The sequence below is a fragment of the Hyphobacterium indicum genome, assembly GCF_003129605.1.
GTDB lineage: Bacteria > Pseudomonadota > Alphaproteobacteria > Caulobacterales > Maricaulaceae > Hyphobacterium > Hyphobacterium indicum.
The window spans coordinates 112,860-132,126 of the sequence record NZ_QBDX01000001.1 but is presented as its reverse complement, the minus strand read 5'-3'; the positions used below and the strand labels follow the sequence as shown (position 1 = coordinate 132,126).

12 protein-coding genes are annotated in these 19,267 nt (G+C 60.3%); 5 read left to right on the top strand and 7 right to left on the bottom strand.

Features of this window, described 5'->3' with window-relative positions:
* Window positions 1-202 precede the first annotated feature (202 nt).
* Both ileS and DBR16_RS00640 read right to left on the bottom strand, forming a co-directional pair.
* A complete protein-coding gene (gene ileS, locus DBR16_RS00645) occupies window positions 203-3,325 on the bottom strand; it encodes an isoleucine--tRNA ligase (RefSeq protein ID WP_109259313.1) in 3,123 nt (1,040 codons plus the stop codon).
* Window positions 3,326-3,441: 116 nt separating this feature from the next.
* A complete protein-coding gene (locus DBR16_RS00640) occupies window positions 3,442-4,959 on the bottom strand; it encodes a leucyl aminopeptidase (protein ID WP_109259312.1) in 1,518 nt (505 codons plus the stop codon).
* A gap of 91 nt (window positions 4,960-5,050) precedes the next feature.
* Between DBR16_RS00640 and DBR16_RS00635 the strand changes: the two genes are divergently transcribed.
* Complete coding sequence (locus DBR16_RS00635; RefSeq protein WP_109259311.1) at window positions 5,051-5,980, top strand: alpha/beta hydrolase; 930 nt, start codon at window positions 5,051-5,053, stop codon at window positions 5,978-5,980.
* A gap of 69 nt (window positions 5,981-6,049) precedes the next feature.
* On the top strand, window positions 6,050-7,657 hold the full coding sequence (locus tag DBR16_RS00630) for a peptide ABC transporter substrate-binding protein (protein WP_125184471.1): 1,608 nt from the start codon (window positions 6,050-6,052) through the stop codon (window positions 7,655-7,657).
* 16 nt (window positions 7,658-7,673) lie between these two features.
* Here DBR16_RS00630 and DBR16_RS00625 read toward each other — a convergent pair whose 3' ends face one another.
* Entirely contained in the window at window positions 7,674-8,930 is a 1,257-nt protein-coding gene (locus DBR16_RS00625; RefSeq protein ID WP_109259309.1) for a cytochrome P450, read from the bottom strand.
* Between the two features lie 195 nt (window positions 8,931-9,125).
* On the opposite strand from DBR16_RS00625, the gene DBR16_RS00620 reads away from it, so the two are divergent.
* The 3 genes from DBR16_RS00620 to DBR16_RS00610 all read left to right on the top strand — a co-directional run bounded on the left by DBR16_RS00620 (window position 9,126) and on the right by DBR16_RS00610 (window position 10,800).
* Entirely contained in the window at window positions 9,126-9,650 is a 525-nt protein-coding gene (locus DBR16_RS00620; protein WP_109259308.1) for a hypothetical protein, read from the top strand.
* Between the two features lie 180 nt (window positions 9,651-9,830).
* Window positions 9,831-10,346, top strand: a complete 516-nt coding sequence (locus DBR16_RS00615) for a curlin-associated protein (protein WP_109259307.1) — start codon at window positions 9,831-9,833, stop codon at window positions 10,344-10,346.
* A gap of 157 nt (window positions 10,347-10,503) precedes the next feature.
* Complete coding sequence (locus tag DBR16_RS00610; RefSeq protein ID WP_109259306.1) at window positions 10,504-10,800, top strand: hypothetical protein; 297 nt, start codon at window positions 10,504-10,506, stop codon at window positions 10,798-10,800.
* Window positions 10,801-10,851: 51 nt separating this feature from the next.
* Here DBR16_RS00610 and DBR16_RS00605 read toward each other — a convergent pair whose 3' ends face one another.
* From DBR16_RS00605 to DBR16_RS00590, 4 genes are all read right to left on the bottom strand, one after another.
* Entirely contained in the window at window positions 10,852-11,940 is a 1,089-nt protein-coding gene (locus tag DBR16_RS00605; RefSeq protein WP_109259305.1) for a DUF2855 family protein, read from the bottom strand.
* Window positions 11,941-12,024: 84 nt separating this feature from the next.
* The gene (locus tag DBR16_RS00600; protein ID WP_125184470.1) at window positions 12,025-13,227 is read right to left on the bottom strand and encodes an alpha/beta hydrolase; all 1,203 of its coding nucleotides are present in this window, start codon (window positions 13,225-13,227) and stop codon (window positions 12,025-12,027) included.
* 271 nt (window positions 13,228-13,498) lie between these two features.
* The gene (locus DBR16_RS00595; protein WP_109259303.1) at window positions 13,499-16,084 is read right to left on the bottom strand and encodes an EAL domain-containing protein; all 2,586 of its coding nucleotides are present in this window, start codon (window positions 16,082-16,084) and stop codon (window positions 13,499-13,501) included.
* 164 nt (window positions 16,085-16,248) lie between these two features.
* On the bottom strand, window positions 16,249-19,194 hold the full coding sequence (locus DBR16_RS00590) for a S8 family serine peptidase (RefSeq protein ID WP_161539342.1): 2,946 nt from the start codon (window positions 19,192-19,194) through the stop codon (window positions 16,249-16,251).
* Between the last annotated feature and the right edge of the window lie 73 nt (window positions 19,195-19,267).

Here is a 19,267-nt window from a genome sequence, read left to right as displayed (position 1 = left end):
AGGCGTCAGCCTGATCCGTGACCCATGCCGGAACATGGACATCACGGAGTGGTTTCCGCGTTCGCTTCTTCGAAGCGCCCCGGAATGACGAGGGAAAAACGCGTCCGACCGCCCCTCACCCTCGAAACCGGATCAATGATCCGGTTTCTCTGCCCTCTCCCCACATTGGGGGAGGGGAAACACGCGCCGTCTGGACGAGGTGTTAGCCGGCCTTCTTCACCGACAGCTTCACCGTCTTGCCCGTCAGCTTGGCGTCAGTGGTGAAGCCATCGCCGAGCGAATTGTTCAACGCCATCGCCAGCGTTTCCGATTTGATCATCTCGCCATGTGCGGCCATGGCAGACAAAACATCGTCATCGCCATCCACGCCCAGACTGATCCGGTCGGAGACATCCAGAGCGGCTTCCTTGCGCGCGGTCTGGACGGCGCGGATGAGATCGCGGGCGAGGCCTTCACTTTCCTGATCCGCATCCACCGAGACATCGAGCACGGCCGCGCCGATCTTGTCGAAGGGTTCAGCGGCCGTTCCTTCGGCACTTTCCAGACGCATCTCGAAATCGTCCTCGCCCAGCGTCTCGCCTGCGACCACGGCGGTGCCATCCTCATTGAGCGTGAATTCGCCCTGGCGGGCAGCCGTCATGACGTCTTTCATCTTCGCGCCGAGGCGGCGGCCGATGACCGGGTTCACCTTCATCTGCAGCTCGCCATATTTCGACAGATCTTCGGCAAAGATGACCTCGCGGACATTCACCTCTTCGGCGATCAGGTCCTTGAAGATTTCAAGACTTCCCGCCTCGGGGTGAGCGATGACCAGCGATTTGAGCGGCAGGCGCACGCGCAGACGGAAGCGTTCGCGCACGGCCAGGGCTGCCGAACAGGCTTCGCGGACACGGTCCATCGCCGCGACCAGATCATGGTCCTGGGGAAAGAGGCCGGTGGCCGGCCAGCCGGTCAGATGCACGGAGCGCTCGCCGGTCAGGCTCTTGTAGAGCTTCTCGGCGACGATCGGCATCAGCGGCGCCACGATCTGCGAGACCCGCACCAGCACGGTATAAAGCGTGTCAAAGGCGGCGGCCTGGGCCTGCGCATCCTCGCTGCCCCAGAAGCGGGCGCGGGAGCGGCGGATATACCAGTTTGTCAGTGCATCGGTGAACGCCTTGGTCTCGCGGCAGGCGCCGGGTACATCATAGGCATCCAGGCGCTCGGCCACGACCGCGGCCAGCTCGCCCGTCTTGGTGAGGATGTATTTGTCGAGCGCATCGTCAGCTCCGGTTACGAGCTGCGGGGTGCGCTCCTCCAGATTCGCATAGAGCGAAAAGAAGGCATAGGCGTTGAGCAGCGGCGCGATGGCTTCGCGCTGGACCGCGGCTACTTCACGGCCTTCCTTGGGCACCAGAAGATCACCACCGGTCAGAACCGGCGAGGAGATCAGGAACCAGCGCATCACGTCCGAGCCGTATTCATCGAAGAATTCGAGCGGATCGGGATAATTGCGCAGGCGTTTGGAGAGTTTCTGGCGGTTCTCGTCTAGTACAACGCCGTGACAGATGGCCGATTTGAAGGGCGGGCTATCGAACAGCATCGTGCCCAGCACCATCAGCGTGTAGAACCAGCCGCGCGTCTGGGCGACATATTCAACGATGAAATCGGCCGGGAAATTGGCCTCGAACCAGTCCTTGTTCTCGAACGGGTAATGCACGGCGGCATAGGGCATGGAGCCGGATTCAAACCAGCAATCGAAGACATCCTCGACGCGGCGCATCATGGATTTGCCGGACGGATCATCCGGGTTGGGCCGCACCAGATCATCGACATAGGGCCGGTGAAGATCGGTCACTTCGGTGCCGAAATCAGCCTGCAATTCCGCGATCGAGCCATAGACATCGACGCGCGGATAATTCGGATTGTCCGAGACCCAGACCGGGATCGGCGTACCCCAGAAACGCGAGCGCGAGATGTTCCAGTCCTGCGCATTGGCGAGCCAGTTGCCGAACAGGCCATCCTTCACATGCGGCGGTGTCCAGTCGATCTGCTGGTTCAGCTCGACCATGCGTTCACGGAAGCTGGAAACTTCCAGATACCAGGACTCGACCGCCTTGTAGATCAGCGGCTCGTCGGTGCGCCAGCAATGCGGGTAATTGTGGTCGATCGTGTCATGGCGGATGAGCTTGCCCTCATCCTTGAGGCGCTGGGTGATCGGCTTGTTGGCATCAAAGACCAGCATGCCTTCATAGTCGGGGATGGCGCTGGTGTATTTCCCCGTGTGATCGACCGGCACGACAACGCCGATCCCGGCCGCCTTGCAGGCCTTGAGGTCATCCTCGCCAAAGCCGGGCGCCATGTGGACAATGCCGGTGCCATCCTCATCGACGACGAAATCGCCCGACAGCACCTGGAAGGCGTTTTCCTGATTGATGAAATAATCGAAGGGCGGCGTATAGTGCAGCCCTTTCAGCTCAGCGCCCCTGACCTCGCCCAGCTTTTCATAGCCGTCGAGCTCCTTCTTGTATTTTTCCAGGCCATTGGCGGACAGGACGAGCTTGTCCGAGCCCTTGCCCATCACCGCGTAGGTGATGTCCTCGCCGACCGCGATGGCGAGGTTGGAGGGCAGGGTCCAGGGCGTCGTTGTCCAGATCAGAACGCGCGCGCCGTCCAGCAAGCCGGTGCCATCGGTGAGCGCAAACGCCACCGTGACCGCAGGGTCGGTGCGCATGCGATAGGAATTGTCCAGCCGCGTCTCGAAATTCGAGAGCGGGGATTCCACCGCCCAGCTATAGGGCACGACGCGGTAATCCTTGTAGACCAGCCCCTTGTCGTAGAGCTGCTTGAACGCCCAGATGCAGCTTTCCATGAAAGAGACATCAAGCGTCTTGTAGGCGTTTTCCGTGTCCACCCAGCGGGCGGACCGGCGGATATATTCTTCCCAGTCCTCGGTATAGCGCAGGACCGCCGTCCGGCAGGCGGAGTTGAACTTGTCGATGCCGAGATCCAGCACCGCCTTGCGGCCGGAGACGCCGATTTCCTTTTCCGCGGCCAGTTCCGCCGGCAGGCCATGCGTATCCCAGCCGAAGCGGCGCTCGACGCGCTTGCCCTTCATGGTCTGGTAGCGCGGGATGACATCCTTCACGAAGCCGGTCAGCAAGTGGCCGTAGTGGGGCAGGCCGTTGGCAAAGGGCGGGCCGTCATAGAAGACGAACTGGTCGTTTTCCGGCCGGCTTTCAACCGAGGCTTCAAAGGTCCGGTCTTCATCCCAGAAACCCAGAATTTCCCTGTCAATCGCCGGCAGGGACAGAGGCGATGGAAGCGGGGGAAATTTCTGTGTCATGGTGAATACCGTTGGGTAAGGGCTGAAGCGGGCTTGATTCCACTCTTTGCAGACGAGAACAAGCCGCGCTGCTGTACAGCGCGGCTTGCCGATTTAGGAAGTTTTGGCCGCGAATACTAGTCGCGGGCTTCTTCCTGACGGGCGATGGCATCGAACAGGCGAACGCCCCATCCAATGCCGCCCTCGGGTGTGGTCGGTGTCGCGGAAAACGCCCAGCCGACGCTTGCCATGTCGATATGCGCCCATCGTGTTGTTTCATCGACGAATGTTCCGATGACCTGTGCGCCGATACCGGCCCCGGCGCCGTCGCCGCCGGTATTTCGGATGTCTGCGACCGGCGACCGGATATCCTCCGCGTAGGAAGGATGCAAAGGCAGGCGCCAGAGCCCCTCACCCACGGAGTCACCCGCCTCAAGGACTTGCTGCGCCACATCATCATGGCGCGAGAACAGGCCGGCATATTCCTGCCCCAGCGCCACCCGCACGGAGCCGGTCAGTGTGGCGATGTCGATCATCAGGGAGGGATTGTACTGGTCCTGGGTGTAGCGAACCGCGTCCGCAAGGATCAGACGGCCTTCGGCATCGGTGGAGAAGATCTCGATGGTCTGGCCCGAGATGGTTGTGACGATATCGCCGGGCCGCTGAGCCGTGCCCGAGGGCATGTTCTCGACCAGCGGCGCGACGGCAATGGCGTTGACGCCGGCATCACGGCGGGCCAATGCGAGCACGGCGGCCACCGAGGCTGAGGCGCCGGCAAGATCATATTTCATGCGCCACATGCCGTCATTGCCCTTGATCGAGATGCCGCCCGTATCGAAGGTGACGCCCTTGCCAACGAAAGCGATCGGCGCGGTGCCGCTGTCACCGCCGGTATATTCGACGATCAACAGGCGGGGTGGCCGTGCAGACCCTTGCCCAACACCGAGAATGGCACCCATGCCAAGCGCCTCCATATCCTCAACATCGAGCACGCGGATGTTGACATTGCGCTCGCCGGCAAAGGCTGAACGGGTGCGTTCGACGAAAACTTCCGGATAGACCTCATTTCCCGGTGCGTTGATCATGTCCCGGGCAAAGGCGGTCGCCTCGATGATCGGCGCATGACTGGCCTCGAAGGCCGCCCTCATACCGTCCGGGTCGGTGACATGAAAATTCAATACCGGCTCATAGTCCGGGGCGTCCGACAGATAGCGGTCGAACCGGTATCCGCCGAGCCCCGCCCCGAGTGCGATGCTGAGGGCCACCGGTTCGCCCAGTGTTTCCGGCCAGATCACGGACAGGGCGGTTTCCCCGCTGCGGGAGAGATTGATGAGGTCTCCGCCGAGGGTCTCGGCGGCGGCGCGGTCGAGACCGTCCGTGCCAACGGCAATAATCCGGTCGAACGGGCCGACCGCATAGAGCGTCGTCATGGCCCCGGCTTCGCCGTTAAACTCCGCGGCCGCGAGGGCCCGGGACATGTAGGCAGCATCATCCGGCGCCAGGCCCGATTCCGGAATGTCCAGATCACTGCCAACCGGAATCACGAGGATTCCGGCCTCCGGCAGATCGGCTGACTGAAATACAATATCCGCGGCCTGGCTGGCAGCGCCGAGCGAAAGGGATGCGGCAAAACCCGCAATCAAGCGAACAAGCATGTGAACCTCCCCAAAGTCTTCATTGCGAAGGAAGTTAGGAGCAGCCTACAGTCCGGCAAGTGACAAATCCGAAAGAAAGCCGGCAGAGACGATGACCTTCGAGCAGATTCCTCCGCGCCGCGGATTCCGGTTCCGCACCCGGCTGGCCCGCCGCATGGCACGCAAGGCCTCGCTGGGGCTCAGCCCCGATGTGGAAATGGCCGCCGGACGCAAAATCTTGGATTCCGCCGGCGACCGCATTCCGATGGACAGATCGGTGGTCTATGCCGACGTCCAGCTGGCGGGACTCAGAACGCTGGTCTTCGGGCCGAAAGCGCCGCGCGAGGGTCAACTCCTCTATCTTCATGGCGGCGGCTATTGCCGCGGGTCGGCCTATAGTCACCGGCCTTTCATTTCGCGGCTGGCCGCCGCGCTGAACATGAAAACCCGCGCACCGGACTACCGGCTGGCACCGGAACATCCCTGCCCGGCGGCTGTGGAGGATGCGCTCGCCGCCTATCGTGACATGCGCAAGGGCATGGATGGCCCGGTCATCGTTGCGGGCGATTCGGCGGGCGGCGGGTTGGCACTGGCGCTGACGCTGCGGCTGAAGGAATTGGGCGAGGGCCTGCCCGATGGGCTGGTCCTCTATTCGCCGTGGGCCGATCTGACGGTCAGCGGCGAGAATGTCGCGGCGAAGGATGCGGTCGATCCGCTTCTGCGGGCACACTGGCTGAGCGAAGCCGCGGACCTCTACGGCGCGGAGCTGAGCCTGGACCACCCTCTGTGTTCACCGCTCTTTGCCGACTTCACCGGATTTCCACCGACGCTCATTCAAACCGGTACGGATGAAGTCCTGCTCGATGATACGATACGGCTGGCCGGGCGGATGGAACAGACAGGTGTGGACGTCACCTGCGAGCTCTGGGACGGGCTCTGGCACGTTTTTCCGCTGTTCCAGCCCCTCTTGCCGGAAGGCCGGACCGCCAACCGGCGCGCCCGTGCCTGGCTGGACAGGGTATTGGCCGGCGAATCGGCATAACGGCACCCGCCCGGCTTTCGCTTGACCCTGCCCGGCATCCTGATCAAGGTGAATGCGGGGGGCCAGATCATGATGAAAAATCTTGGATTTGCAGGCGTTTTTACGGCAGGTTTTCTGGCCGCATGCAGTGGCGGCGCGGACGACACTCGCACGCTCCATCGGGGCAGTGACGGCGAACCCCTCACGCTGGATCCACAAAAGACGGTTCTGAATATCGAATTTGCGATCATCATGGACATGTTTACCGGGCTCTATGTCGCGAATGAAAACGGCGACACAATTCCAGGGCTGGTGGCGGGTGCCGAGACTTCGGACGATGGACTGGTCTGGCGATTTACCTTACGCGAAAGCCGCTGGTCCGACGGCATTCCGGTGACGGCCCATGATGTGGCAGCCGGTATACAACGCGCCGCCAATCCGGCGACGCTAAACGAAAACAGCTCCAAATTTTTTATCTTCGAAAATGGTGCCGATGTGATTGCCGGAAATTTGCCGCCGGAGGCGCTGGGCGTCGAGGCACTGGACGATCTGACGCTGGAGATACGGCTGGCCTATCCGATGCCGTATCTGGAAGGTTTTCTCGTCAATAACAGCTACCCGCTGCCCCGGCATGTTCACGACATCCATGGCGATGCCTGGATCCAGCCGGAGAATATCGTCACGAATGGTCCCTATGTTCTGTCACAATGGCGTACCTCCAACTTTATCGAGCTGACCGCCAATCCGGAATTCTTTGAAGCCGGTCAGATCTGTTTTGATACGGTTTATTATTATCCTGTGTCCGACCGCGTCACTGGCGAACGGATGGTCCGGACCGGCGCGCTCGACCTGCACACCGTTATTGAGGGATCGAATATCAACATGCTGCGCGATCAGCATGGCGGGCTGCTCCGGGAATCCGCAAGCTATACCGCCGAAGATATTCTTTTCAACACGGCGGCTGGCCCGTTTACGGATGTACGCGTGCGGCAGGCCTTTTCGATGGCGATTGACCGGCGTTTCATCGCCAATGAAATCCTGAACGGTGCCTCCGGCCCGAGCTTCCGGATGATTTCGGAAGCGGTGCCGAATGCGGCGCCGGGCTTGCGATTGTCCTATGCCGACGATGACATGGAAACACGGCGGGAACAGGCCAGAGCGCTGCTGATCGATGCCGGGTACGGGCCCGAAAACCCGCTGGACGTGGTCTATCAGCACACGCCGTACCAACAGCGGATCGCGCCAGTGCTCCAGCAGGACTGGGCCTTGATCGCCCCATGGGTGTCTGTCGATATCAGCGTAGGCGATGTGCAATTTCACTTTGCGGCCATGCGGGCCGGTGATTTCTCTTTCGGCAATAATGGCTGGACGCCGGAGTATGGCGATCCCTATGCCTCGCTTCTGATGTGGGAGAGCCGGGCGGGCGAGATCAATTACAGCCGCTGGACCCATGCCGATTATGACGCCCTGATCGAAGCTGGCCTGTCCACAAGCGACGTCGCCGAAAGGCAACGCCTGTTTGGGGCAGCAGAGGAAATCCTGCTGGCGGAAGTGCCTCATGCGCCTTTGCTTGTGCCCGTCAATTTTGACCTGGTGCGCCCGGACATTACCGGCTGGAATGCCAATCCGGCACTTCAGAACCGGTCCCGCTGGCTGTGCCGCGAGGGACTGGAGCCAATCAGCCAGGCGGCCGAGTAGCGCCGCCGCTCCGGCGTTATTCCAGCTCCATCTTCACCGGCAGATGTTTGATGCCCCCGACAAAATGGGAATGATTGAATTCCGGCTCACCGGTCAGCTCAATAGATTTTACACGGGTGGCCAGCTGTTTGAGGAAGGCGGCATTTTCCTGCCGGGCGAGATGCATGCCGAGGCAGATATGCGCACCATGCCCGAAAGAGGCGTGGCGGGTCGACATGTCGCGATGCGGGTTGAAGACATCAGGGTCCTCGAAGACAGCCTCGTCGCGGCTGCCGGACGGGAACCACAGCATCAGCGTATCGCCTGCATGGAATTGATGGCCGCCAATCCTGATGTCTTCGGTCGCCGTGCGCAGGAAATGCCGCACGGGTGAGGCCAGGCGGATCGATTCCTCGACAATCTTTGGGGCCATTGCGTCCGGGTCGGCCTTGAGCTCGGCCAGCACGTCCGGGTTCTGCGCAAGGTGCCAGATCGCTTCGGACAGGGAAAAGCTGGTCGTGTCATGCCCGGCTGTGGCCGTGATGATATAGTAGCCCAGCTGTTCGGCCTCGCCGATGGGTTCGCCATCGATCTCGGCATTGGCGATGACGCTGGCAAGGTCATCGCGGGGCCTGGCTTTCCGGTCCGCCGTCAGCGCCGTGAAATAGGCGTAGAATTCCATAAAGGTATTGATGATACCGGCGGTGACTTCTTCCTGCGTTTTTTCGTCCGCCGAGACATCCGGGTCTTCCGGCGAGAACAGCTCCTGTGTGAGCTTCAGCATTTTCGGATAATCGTCCGACGGGATGCCCATCGCCGCCATGATGACGCGCAAAGGGTATTCGAGCGCAATATCCTGGGCAAAATCACATACGCCTCCCGCAGCCGCCAGTCTTTCCAGCGCGGTGTCCGCCGAGGCGTCCATTGCGCCCTGCAGACGAGCGAGATTCTTCGGCATGAACCAGCCTTGCGTCAGCATGCGCAAGGGCGGGTGTTCCGGCTTGTCGATGGAGACCAGGCTCTTGATGATATGCACCGTGCCGCCGGTGAATTCCCGAAGCCTTTCCTCCCGCTCGGTGGGCATCAGCACCATGCGTGGCGCGACGATGAAGCTGTCTGTGTTCTTCTCCACCTCGAAAATGTCGGCATGACGCGTGATATGCCAGAGATCGACATAGCCGTCCTTGCGGTTGAAACAGATCGGCTCATTGGCCCGCAATTCCGCCAGGATCTGCAGATTGGCGGCCCGGTCTCCCCATGACTTTGCCTGATACAGCGGATCAATCTTGCCCAATTTTCACTCCCCTGGCGGTCTTTCCGACATCGGAAACAGTAAAGTAAACGCTGTTCATTTCCAGCCGGGTGACTGTCACTGGCGGTGCCTGTCCGCTGCCTGAACTGAAAGTGAACGCAAGCCTCACATCCCGGTCAGACACAAACAGGCATGTTGGCCACTGACTTGATCACGCCAACACGAAAGGAGCCTGTCATGTCACGCATAACAACGAAACTTCTGGTCTCCGCCGCTGCTCTGGCCGCGATCACGGCCGGATCGGCCAGTGCTGCTGATTGCGCGCTTGATGTGCGCCATTCCGGCGATGGCAGCGGTTTTCTGACCGCCAGCGCTGCTGCGGACCGCCCCGGCCATTGGGAAATGACTGCGTATCAGATCACGCCGACCGGCTATCTGGACATGTCGCAATCCGGCCAAGTCCGCCCGAGCCGCTATATGTCGACCCTGTCGCGCAATTATCTGACGACGATGTATCGCGGCCCGGCCCGCAATGGTCCGGAATCTCCGTTTGGCGTCCGTCCGCAGAATGAGCGCCTGAATGAAGGTGCCTATGGTGTGGATGTGTCGGTCGCCGCAGAATTGCGGGTTTATGACAGCGCCGGGCGACTGGTCTGCCAGGACGGCATCAATCAACAGGCCATGCCGGCGACACCCCCGCGCGGCCGTGCCTATCTGCCGCTCAATACACAGCGGCTGAGCTTTTCGCGCTTCAACTACTAGATTCTCTTTCCCTCCTGAACCCCTCACGCCCGGCCCCGAGCCGGGCGTTTTTTTGCGCTCATTTATGTAGCTGAATTGATCATGAATACAGCGCTCAGGATCGCCTCATACCGGTTCGTCTAGACAGGAGACATAGCCGGTCAAGCAATTCCGCACCGGCCCGTTTGACAGGAGATACAAATGAAACTTCGCACCCTGATCGCCGGCGCATTTGTCGCCGCTTCCGTTGTCAGCATGGCCGGTGCCGCTGACGCCCAGTCCCGCCGCAATGAGGTTCGCGTGAACCAGTATGGCGTGCAGAACGAAGTTGCAGGACGCCAGTATGGCTCGCGCAACAGCGCCTCGTTGCGCCAGGACGGCTATCGCCAGCACATCTTGATCATGCAGGATGGCAGCTATAATGGCACTACAGTGGCCCAGCAAGGCAGCTATAACGACGCCTATGTCGATCAGTATGGCCGCCGCAATGACGCTGTCATTGGCCAGCAGGGCTATAATAATGGCGCCACGGCGGTCCAGACCGGCAATAACAATCTGTCGGGCATCTACCAGATGGGGTCGAACAATTCGGCCGTGACCGACCAAGCCGGTAATAACAATGCCGGGGCGATCATCCAGGTCGGAAATGGCAATCGTGGCTCACTGCGTCAACGCGGTAGTGGAAATGTCACCCTGGTGATCCAGGGCGATCACTAGATCCGCCACATTCCCCAACATTGCGCCCGCCCTCACCGGCGGGCGCAATTGCTTTTGACTGGCGCTCGCAATTGATTACGGAATTTTCATGTATGAGGGAATGGACTCAACGGGCCAGTCAGCTAGCTTCGGTTGTACAAGTTATCCGGGGATCATCATGTTTCGTACTTCTTTGCTTCTGGCGGTCTTGCCGCTTTCACTTGCCGCCTGCGCCACCATGACAGACGAGGAACAGGCTGCGGCCCGTGATCAACGGGCACAGGAAACCCGGACCGCCGAAGAGGGCGGACTGCGGTGCCGCACCATTCGTCAGACCGGATCCCGTCTCGGCAGCCGTGTTTGCCGCACCGATGAAGAATGGGAGCAGATGGAGCGTGATGCCCAGGAAGCCCATGATCGTCTTGACGGCGGCAATGCGCGCGGCGCAAGCCCTGATCAGGGTTTTGGCGGCTAAGGCAGTCATCCATGAGTGTTTGAGAGCCGCCGGTGATCCCGGCGGCTTTTTTCATGGCCGGATCGTCAGACCATCGCGCGCCAGCGCGTCACCGGCGATGAGCTTGTTGTAGATATCGAAGCAAGCCCGCGCGCCCCTGAATTCGTGAAAGGTGAGCCAGTTTCGCGCGCTTGCGGCGAAGGCGGACCAGTCCTTGCTGTAAGCGGCCTGGAATCCCCCCGGACCCAGCGCCTCGCGGGCCTTCTCCATGTGATCCGGCGCAAAGAAGAAAACCGGTTTCGGACCCGGCAGGTTCTGCGCCGGAGCGCTGTGTTCCCAATGGGCGCCGCCAACGCGGATATTAGCCTTCATCTGATCGCCCAGACGGGAATGGACGTCGCGATTGACCGTAGCATCACCGGCAAAATCCACCATCATGGAGGGCCTGCCCGCGGGCAGACGGTCGATATCGGAATAAAGATGCACCTCGTCATAGAGGCCCAGACCAGCGACGAATTCGCTCGATCCGGACGAGGTCAGCGCGCAAATCTTCACGCCGTCGAGGGGTTCATCCCGCAGGCATTGAGCCATGCCGATGGCGGTCTTGCTGGAAGCGCTGGTCAGATAGACGCGGCTGGCTCCGAAAGCGCCCTCCTCGCGCAGATAGCGCGCCAGCAGCCAGCCGGTCAGAAAAAGCGGCTGCAACACCATCTGCTCCGCTTCGAGCGCCGGATCATAGCCCGCATCTCCGGCACACCGGATATAGCGGTTATAGGCGGGCGGCAATGCGCTCCGGTGCTCACTGGCGTCGGTAAAGCCTGCCGCTGTGACTTTTGCCGGGCTGACGATCAATTCCGAGGCGGCCTGGAAATAACCATAGATGCGGTCTCCCACCGGCAGGTCCGGATGGCGGCTTTCCGACACTTCGGCAAAGCCCCAGACCGGCAACCGTCCCTTGCTCGCTTCCGATGCGGGAAAGAAATCCCAATAGCGCATGATGTCGCCAAAGGCGGCATAGGTGATATTATTTGCTGTCAGCGCAAAGCTGTCGATTTTCAGGCGCGCTTCACCGTGGGTCAGATTTCGTGGCTTCACCGCTGCGCATTCAGCAAGGCGAATATCAGCGCGCGCGATCTCCAGTGCCCAGTTTTCCATCATCATGCTTCCCGATCCGCTGGAGCAGACGCTAGGCCCATAGCGTCAATTGGCAAGTCCTGTGGGTGCCGGGACGGCGGCGCAGACACTCTAGCCGCCGGACATCACCGGTGTGTAATTCCGGTCTATCTGCCAGAAATTGAATTCAAGGCGCTCCAGCGGGCGTTCGGGGTCTGCCGGAGACGCACCGGTGCGGATCGTGATACCGATATCCGACAGCACACCGGGATGCAGCCTGAAATAATTATGCCGTGCCGCCGCGCTGGCATCCTCGACGAGGATGAAATGCACAGCTTCCGCACCCCGGAAGACAGCCCGCGATTCGGGCGATAGCTGGTCGGGGCGCGCCGCGCCGAAACGGGTGCTGCCGAACAGAAAACCGGACAGGCCGAGCGCCCTGTCATACGGATTGATGTAAACATTGATCTGTCCGAAACCGATGCTGAACATTTCGGCGACCAGCCGCTGTTCCATCACCCCCAGATCGATGTCCGGTGCGGCAAGGATCAGCGTGTTGATGCGGTAGGCATTGCGCATGGAAAGGCCGGACCCGCGCGATTCAATCAGCAATTCGCGCAAGGCGGTCGTTGCGATCAACGCGCCGCGGCTGTGGGCGATCACCACGATCTCCTCCACGCCCTCGGTTGAGGCCATCAGGCGCAGGGTTTCCTTGAAATGGAACACCGAGAATTCGCTATCCTGCGTGTCACCGACATAGCTGAACAGGTTGGGTTCGCCCGTTGGCCAGCTGAACAGGACCGGCACGCCGCTCCAGCCGGAGGCCGCCCACAATTCATACAGATTGAAGGCACCGGCCGCGAAATCATTGTTGAATCCGTGCACAAAAAGAACGATCTGGCCCGAGCCTCTTCTGCGGATTTCGCTGGAAAGGGCGGCGCTGAACCCGGCGCCAGCCTCCAGATAAGCGCCGATGGCCGACTGGTCGGGTGTAAACGCGCTGTTTTCGATCGAGAACGGCAAGGGTGTGCCCGGAAAACGGATCTGTTCCTCAACATAAGCCGTTCTGTAGCGGGGCCGGGCGAGGCCCTGTGACCGTCCCGACATGTAGGCGGAATAGGCCGGCATGGTCATATTCGTCACTTCGATGCCGACCCGGCCGAATGCCATCGAACTCGAGCGTGATGTTCCGTATTCCCCGCTGCCGGCGGTGTTGCGGTCGGTGATGTAAAGAAGCGTCGACCGGTCTTCAGGCTGAGCCATCCCGGTATCAATGGATGGCAAAGCGGTTTCGTCCCAGGCATTCGGGGCGATGGCACCTGTATAGGTGCTCACGCAAGCCGGAAGCGTGAGACACAGGCAAATGATCCACAATTTATTCAACCATTTGTCTCCGGTTGCCGGAATAGACTGTTTCTTCGAACGTTGACAGCGTCACATCACAACGCGGCAAATACCCGTGGGTTCAATCCTGAAGCTGCCGGATACGCCGCTTCCGGCAACAGATCATCTTAGGCGTTTGCGCCGACGTCGCCCGGCGGACGCAGCAGTGTTTGAAGATATACGGTGACAATTGCGCCCGTGGTCTACCAGGCCGGCAACCCGTTCACTTGTTCACATTGCGGAACGGGCTGGCCGCCGGACGGGCAGGGATCGGTGTGGATGTGTGCTGTTCGAGGAAGGTCAGGAGCTGATCTGAAGGCAGGGCTTTTGACAAACCATACCCTTGCGCCATGTCGCATCCCATAACGCTGAGTGCGGACAGGATGTCGTCCCCCTCCACGCCTTCTGCCGTCACAGACATGCCAAGATTGTGAGCCAGATCGATGGTGGATTTCAGAAGCGTGCGATCCTTCGCCGAAGTGTGCGCGCCCTTGACAAAAACCCGGTCGATTTTCAGTTCATGGCACGGCAACCGCTTGAGATAGGCCAGCGAGGAAAATCCTGTCCCGTAATCATCAATGGCCAGGCGGATACCCGCATCGACCCAGCGGTCGAGATTGTGCATGGCCCGGTCCGGGTTGGACATCATGGCGGTTTCGGTGATCTCAAAGATCAGGCCGGTCGCGCCGAAGCCGACGATTTCCAGAATGCGTTGACCGAATTTCGGATCCGCCAGAAGACGGCCGGAAATATTGATGGCAACGGAAATTTCGTGCCCGGCGGCGATGAGCCTGCGCTTGTCCTGAAGGACCTTGCGTACCGTCCATTCGGTCAGCTCCCGAATCTTGCCGGTTTCCTCGGCCTGCGGAATGAAGGTGTCCGGAGAAATATAGCCGCGCTCCGGATCATTCCAGCGGCAGAGCGCTTCTGCTGACGTATAGACGCCTTTTCGCAGGTCGAGCTTTGGCTGGTAATGCATCTGCATCTCGCCGCTTTCTGTAGCAGCCAGCATGCGGGTCATCAGATTGAGATTATCGGCCGGGTCGCCGAAGCGGTGCTCGTTATAGATAGCGAACGCTGCGCCCTGATCATGGGCCTGGCTCACCGCGATGATGGCGTTGCGGACCGCAATTTCGCTCCGGGCGTCATTATCCAGTCCGATCGTCGCGCTGACATCGACATTCACGCCGTCAATATTGATCGGCTGGCTGAAAATGTCGCTCAGGGTGTTCATTTCATCGTCGACAACCAATTCGTCAGTTGTATCGAGCAGGACACCAAACTCACCCGCCCCCATCAGGGCCACACTCGTCACACCGTCAATGGCCCGCAAGCGCTCGCCCAGCAAGCGCTGCATTTCAATGAAACTGGCGAAGCCCAGAAGGCTTTCGATGTGGGAGGCCCGTTCAAGATGGATCACCGCGATATATTCCGGGGGTACGCCCTCACGGACAGCCTGATCCCGTTCCGCGACCAGGGCATGACGGGTTGGCAAGCCGGTTTCTGCATCCGTGTTCAACTGTTCCCGCATCAGGCGGGCACGGGCGCGGAAGCCCAGCATCGCCATCACCATGCCGATCAGTGCCAATAGCATCAAGGCACCCGCCGACAGACCAATGATCATCCGCTGGCGGGCTTCGCTCTGCGCCAGTGCGAGATCACGGGCCAGGCCTTCGGCACGCAATTGCTGGATCTGCAGATCCTGAGCCGCAAAATCGAACTGGGCCCCGATCAGCGCGGAGTTGGCGTTGGCGGCAAATTCACGGCCATCATCTTCCAGGCGTTTGAAGGCCCGCAGATGGGCAATCGCCAGCTCGTATTCGCCCAAGGCTTCATAGATTCGGGCTGCAGAATCATGAAAATCAGTAAAATGGTGGTTGGTTTCGCCGAGCGTCACGCCCTCGAACACGCGTTCCATTCCTGTCCGCGCAGCCTGATATTCCTCCCGGCCCAGAGCAGCCTGCGCCCGGACGCCCCACAGAAAACGCGCCCACTCGCCCCCCGAGGCATCACCGGCGGCTGCGAAGGCCTGATCAACGGAGGCTTCCGCCGCCGCCCAGTCTTCATTGGCGATGTGCAGGGACGCCACATTGTTGAGAATGCGCGCCTGCAGCATGCCACTGCCCATTGTTTCGGCTGCGGCCAGCGCCTGATCATAATATTCCAGCGCCTCGGAATATTGCTCCAGAGCCGTGTAGGCATTGCCCAGATTGTTGAAGGCAGCGAGATCGAGATTGGTGTCCCGGTGCCGCTCGACGGCATCCGCGAAATATTCGATGGCGCGTTCATACTGGCGCGCGTCATTGTAGATCGAACCAATGGATTGCAGGACAATCGCCTGACTGCGGGTCTCGCCGATCGCGGAATAGACATCAAAGGCCTGCTGCAAGATTTCCAGCGCCTGCCCGTGTTCGCCCGTCAGTTTCAGAATGCGGCCGATCGACAGCAGCGTGTCGGCAAAAAGCTTTGTCGGAGCCGGGTCTTCTCCCAATAGCGCCAGGGCACGTTCAGCGACAGGGAGCGCTTCGCCGGGCCGTCCCAGCCGTGTCATCGCTTCCGATTGCAGCCAGGCAGCAGACGCCAGAGCAAGGTTTCGGGTGTCGCCGTCAAAATCCACCGGCACAAGCTGTTCAGCGCGTTGTGCGTTCTCCAGCGCGGCCACAGGATCGCTCATCATGTTGGTGCGGGCAGCCTCAATGGCATTGGCATAGGGTGATGGAGCGAGCTCACTGGCCTGCGAATAGGCCTCAGGTGCCGCCAGAAGCACAAAGGCAAGAGCAAGCCCCGTAATCCATTTCCACCATGACATTGCTGTCTCCAGCACCGGTTCCGGCCACGCCGGTCAACCAGCAACCAATCACAAAGGCCTTAAGATTTATCAAATCAGCCGGGCCGGATTCCCATGGATTGAAAAGAAAACCCCCTCCCGGTGACCGGAAGGGGGCAAGGCGGACCAGCAATAGATCACGCAGTCTAGAATTCGAAGCGGAGGCGGCCCCCGGCCGTAAAGCCGCTGATATCGTCGGATTGGCCATCGCCCGACAACTCAACCCTCGAATAGAAGCTGAATTCCGTCGATCCGTCGAAGAGGTAGGTGCCATACATCGCCTCGGCGAAAAGCGGACGTTCCCCGCCCAGACGCCAAGTTTGCGTCGAAACCTCCAGCGCACCACTTTCGCGATCTGTAATGCCGGCAGCGGTATAACGCATTTCACCGCTTTCAATATGCAGGGGCTGGATCAGGCTGACACGCAGCGCATCTCTGTCCGAGACCAGACCATTTCGGGTCATTGTGACCTGGAAGGCCGTGGACATCGCATCTTGTGACAATTCCAGGACCTCGCTGTCGAAGTCTCCTGCACGGGTCCGGGCCAGGGTTGCCGAGGCGTCAAGATTGAGCGCCATGGGCAAGGCGACCGACGTTCCGAACGTCACCGCGTCGGTCATTGTGCCACCGCTGAAATCCAGCGGGCCGGTGCCTTGCGCCCCTAGGAAACCGGCGTCCTCCCGCAGAAGCGTGTAGGAGAGATTGACATCCAGACCCTCGCGGACCGTGTGTTCGATCCCGCCGGCAAAGGCGGTGGCCTGATAGGCATCCAGGCCTGAAATGCGGGACCGTTCCTCGCCGGAATAAGGCAGGACATACATGTCCTCATCCCGTTCGGTGGAGACACCGAAATTGAAGCGTGTCCGGTTATCCAGCGTGTAGGTGCCCATGCCGTAAAGGCCGCCGGAGGCAAAACCGAGGACCGGATTGACGCCGCCGGTTTCCGGACGGTGGTCCGAGAAGAGCCCGAAGCTGTTCTGACCCGAGAAGGCCAATGCGCCATTGCCAAGCCCGAAGCGCATTTCACGGCCGGATACGCGGTCCGTCATGCGGATGCCCAGCTGAACCGGCAACTCGCCATCGGTGATGTTTTCGCGCGGATCGTGGCTGGACATGACCGCCGTGATGCGGAAGTCACCCCGTGCCGCAAGTGGTGCCGTATAATCCGTTGTGTCGCGGAAATCGGCAGCGCCATCATCATCGCTGTCAGCATCGCGATTGCGTTCGATGAGATAGGTTTCCGCATTGACCGCAGATTCCAGCTCGTCATCGCTCATGTCCAGCGTCAAATCGTCAAGCGAGACAACGAAGTCGCGGAAGGTATCATTAAGGTCCTCGAACAGGACGACGCTGTTTTCATCTGCCGAGTAGAAGGTGAGACGGCCACGTGTACGGACAGCGCCCGCGACGTCCCGGCGTTTCAGATCCCCTGTGACAATATAGAGATTGTCCGGGTCAAGCGGCGACATGGCAGCCCCGACATCCAGCATGCCGCGGCCATAGACGGCGTCTGTGCCCGGATCGCCCAGATCACGGGCCGAGCGCAGCAGCACATCGGCCACATCACCGGATTCCAGCCATCCCCAGCGGCCCTGAACCAGGGCAGCCGCTCCGGCCACCATCGGGGCCGCAAAGGAGGTGCCGGACTGACGGATTACGCCGCCTTCGCCATCGGACACCAGGATCAGCTCGCCCGGTGCGACCAGGAAGCGGTCCATCAGGCGATTACCCTCTTCACAGACGCCATTGACGGTGAAGCAGGCCTCACCCGGACGGTTGGAGAAGGTCGAAATATTGCTGGCGGGATCAACAGAACCGACAATGATCAGATTGTCGACAGAGCCCACGGATGACCAGTCGACATCGAAGTCCTGCGTATAGCCATCATTGCCTGCAGCGACCACAAAGAGGGCGTCGTCAGCACGTCTGGCGACCTGTCTGTCGCTGAACACATCCGCCCATTCCTGGGAGAAGGTCGTGCCCGGCACACCCAGCGACATGTTGATCACATGGGCTCCGCCGGTCAAAAGCGCATCGATACCATCACGGACATCGTCGAAATTGGTCGAGAGCGTGTCATCAAACGGGTTATAGGTGACCAGGGTGGCATCCGGTGCCAGGCCCATCAGGCCCTCGCCATCCAGCGGCGCATTGATCAGGCTGGCAACGGCCGCCCCATGAGCAAAATTCAAATAGGCGCGTTCACCCTTGGAATTGCGGACATTCAGCGCTTCTTCACTGGTGAAGGAGAAGTCGAGCAGGCCGACGATCACATTGTTTCCGGCACCGGCGGCCTGGGAGAGAGCCGGCGTCCAGTTGATGGCCGGCATCCAGTGATCAACGCGATCCAGACCGGTAAAGCCCATCAGACCATCATAGAAGTCCAGGAAGAAGGCTGAACGGTCTGCCGCATCCATGCTGGAGAGGCTGTCCGGGTCGGACAGGTCCAGACCATAGCGGGTGAGGAGCTCGGCGAGCACCGCTTCATGAACAGACTGGCCGGTTTCATGTTCGACGGCGGCTCCGAAGACCTCTTCGGCGCGGTCGAAGATGGCCTGGAGTTGCTCGGCCACCGAGGCATATTCTGATGTGGATGTTTCCTCGAAGGGATCAATGTCGCCCCAGAAAGCGTTGATATCGCCCCAGAACGGACCGATGTCGCCCCAGAACGGGCTGATATCACCGTAGAACGGGTTGATGTCGCCATAGAAGGGATCGATGTCACCGCGGAAGGGCGAGATATCACCCCAGAAGGGGCTGATATCGCCGTGGAAGGGATTGATGTCGCCATGGAAAGGGTTGATGTCGCCCCAGAAGGGAGAAATGTCGCCCCAGAAGGGAGAGATGTCTCCATAGAAGGGTGAGATATCGCCGCGGAATGGATTGATGTCCCCATGGAAGGGATTGATGTCGCCATGGAAGGGGCTGATGTCACCGCGGAAAGGATCGATATCGCCGCGATAGGAGAACAGGAAGGTCGGCGTCTCCGTGGTTTCCGAGTCGTCGCCGGCCCACGCCGGAATGGCTGTCAGCGGCGTGATTGCGAAAGCCAGAACGGACGCGGCGGCGGTGTTGCGCAGAAACTTTTTCATGTCATCCCCCATAAGGATTGCCTGAATGTGGGGACGGTTTTCGCGCATTTAATTCAAATTCGAGCTAATTTTA

What these genes read in the sequence shown, in the direction of transcription:
- DBR16_RS00615 (WP_109259307.1), top strand. Translation starts at nt 9,831, where the DNA reads ATGAAACTTCGCACCCTGATCGCCGGCGCATTTGTCGCCGCTTCCGTT.
- DBR16_RS00640 (WP_109259312.1), bottom strand. Translation starts at nt 4,959, where the DNA reads ATGCTTGTTCGCTTGATTGCGGGTTTTGCCGCATCCCTTTCGCTCGGC.
- DBR16_RS00630 (WP_125184471.1), top strand. Translation starts at nt 6,050, where the DNA reads ATGATGAAAAATCTTGGATTTGCAGGCGTTTTTACGGCAGGTTTTCTG.
- DBR16_RS00635 (WP_109259311.1), top strand. Translation starts at nt 5,051, where the DNA reads ATGACCTTCGAGCAGATTCCTCCGCGCCGCGGATTCCGGTTCCGCACC.
- DBR16_RS00595 (WP_109259303.1), bottom strand. Translation starts at nt 16,084, where the DNA reads ATGTCATGGTGGAAATGGATTACGGGGCTTGCTCTTGCCTTTGTGCTT.
- DBR16_RS00620 (WP_109259308.1), top strand. Translation starts at nt 9,126, where the DNA reads ATGTCACGCATAACAACGAAACTTCTGGTCTCCGCCGCTGCTCTGGCC.
- DBR16_RS00610 (WP_109259306.1), top strand. Translation starts at nt 10,504, where the DNA reads ATGTTTCGTACTTCTTTGCTTCTGGCGGTCTTGCCGCTTTCACTTGCC.
- DBR16_RS00605 (WP_109259305.1), bottom strand. Translation starts at nt 11,940, where the DNA reads ATGATGATGGAAAACTGGGCACTGGAGATCGCGCGCGCTGATATTCGC.
- DBR16_RS00590 (WP_161539342.1), bottom strand. Translation starts at nt 19,194, where the DNA reads ATGAAAAAGTTTCTGCGCAACACCGCCGCCGCGTCCGTTCTGGCTTTC.
- ileS (WP_109259313.1), bottom strand. Translation starts at nt 3,325, where the DNA reads ATGACACAGAAATTTCCCCCGCTTCCATCGCCTCTGTCCCTGCCGGCG.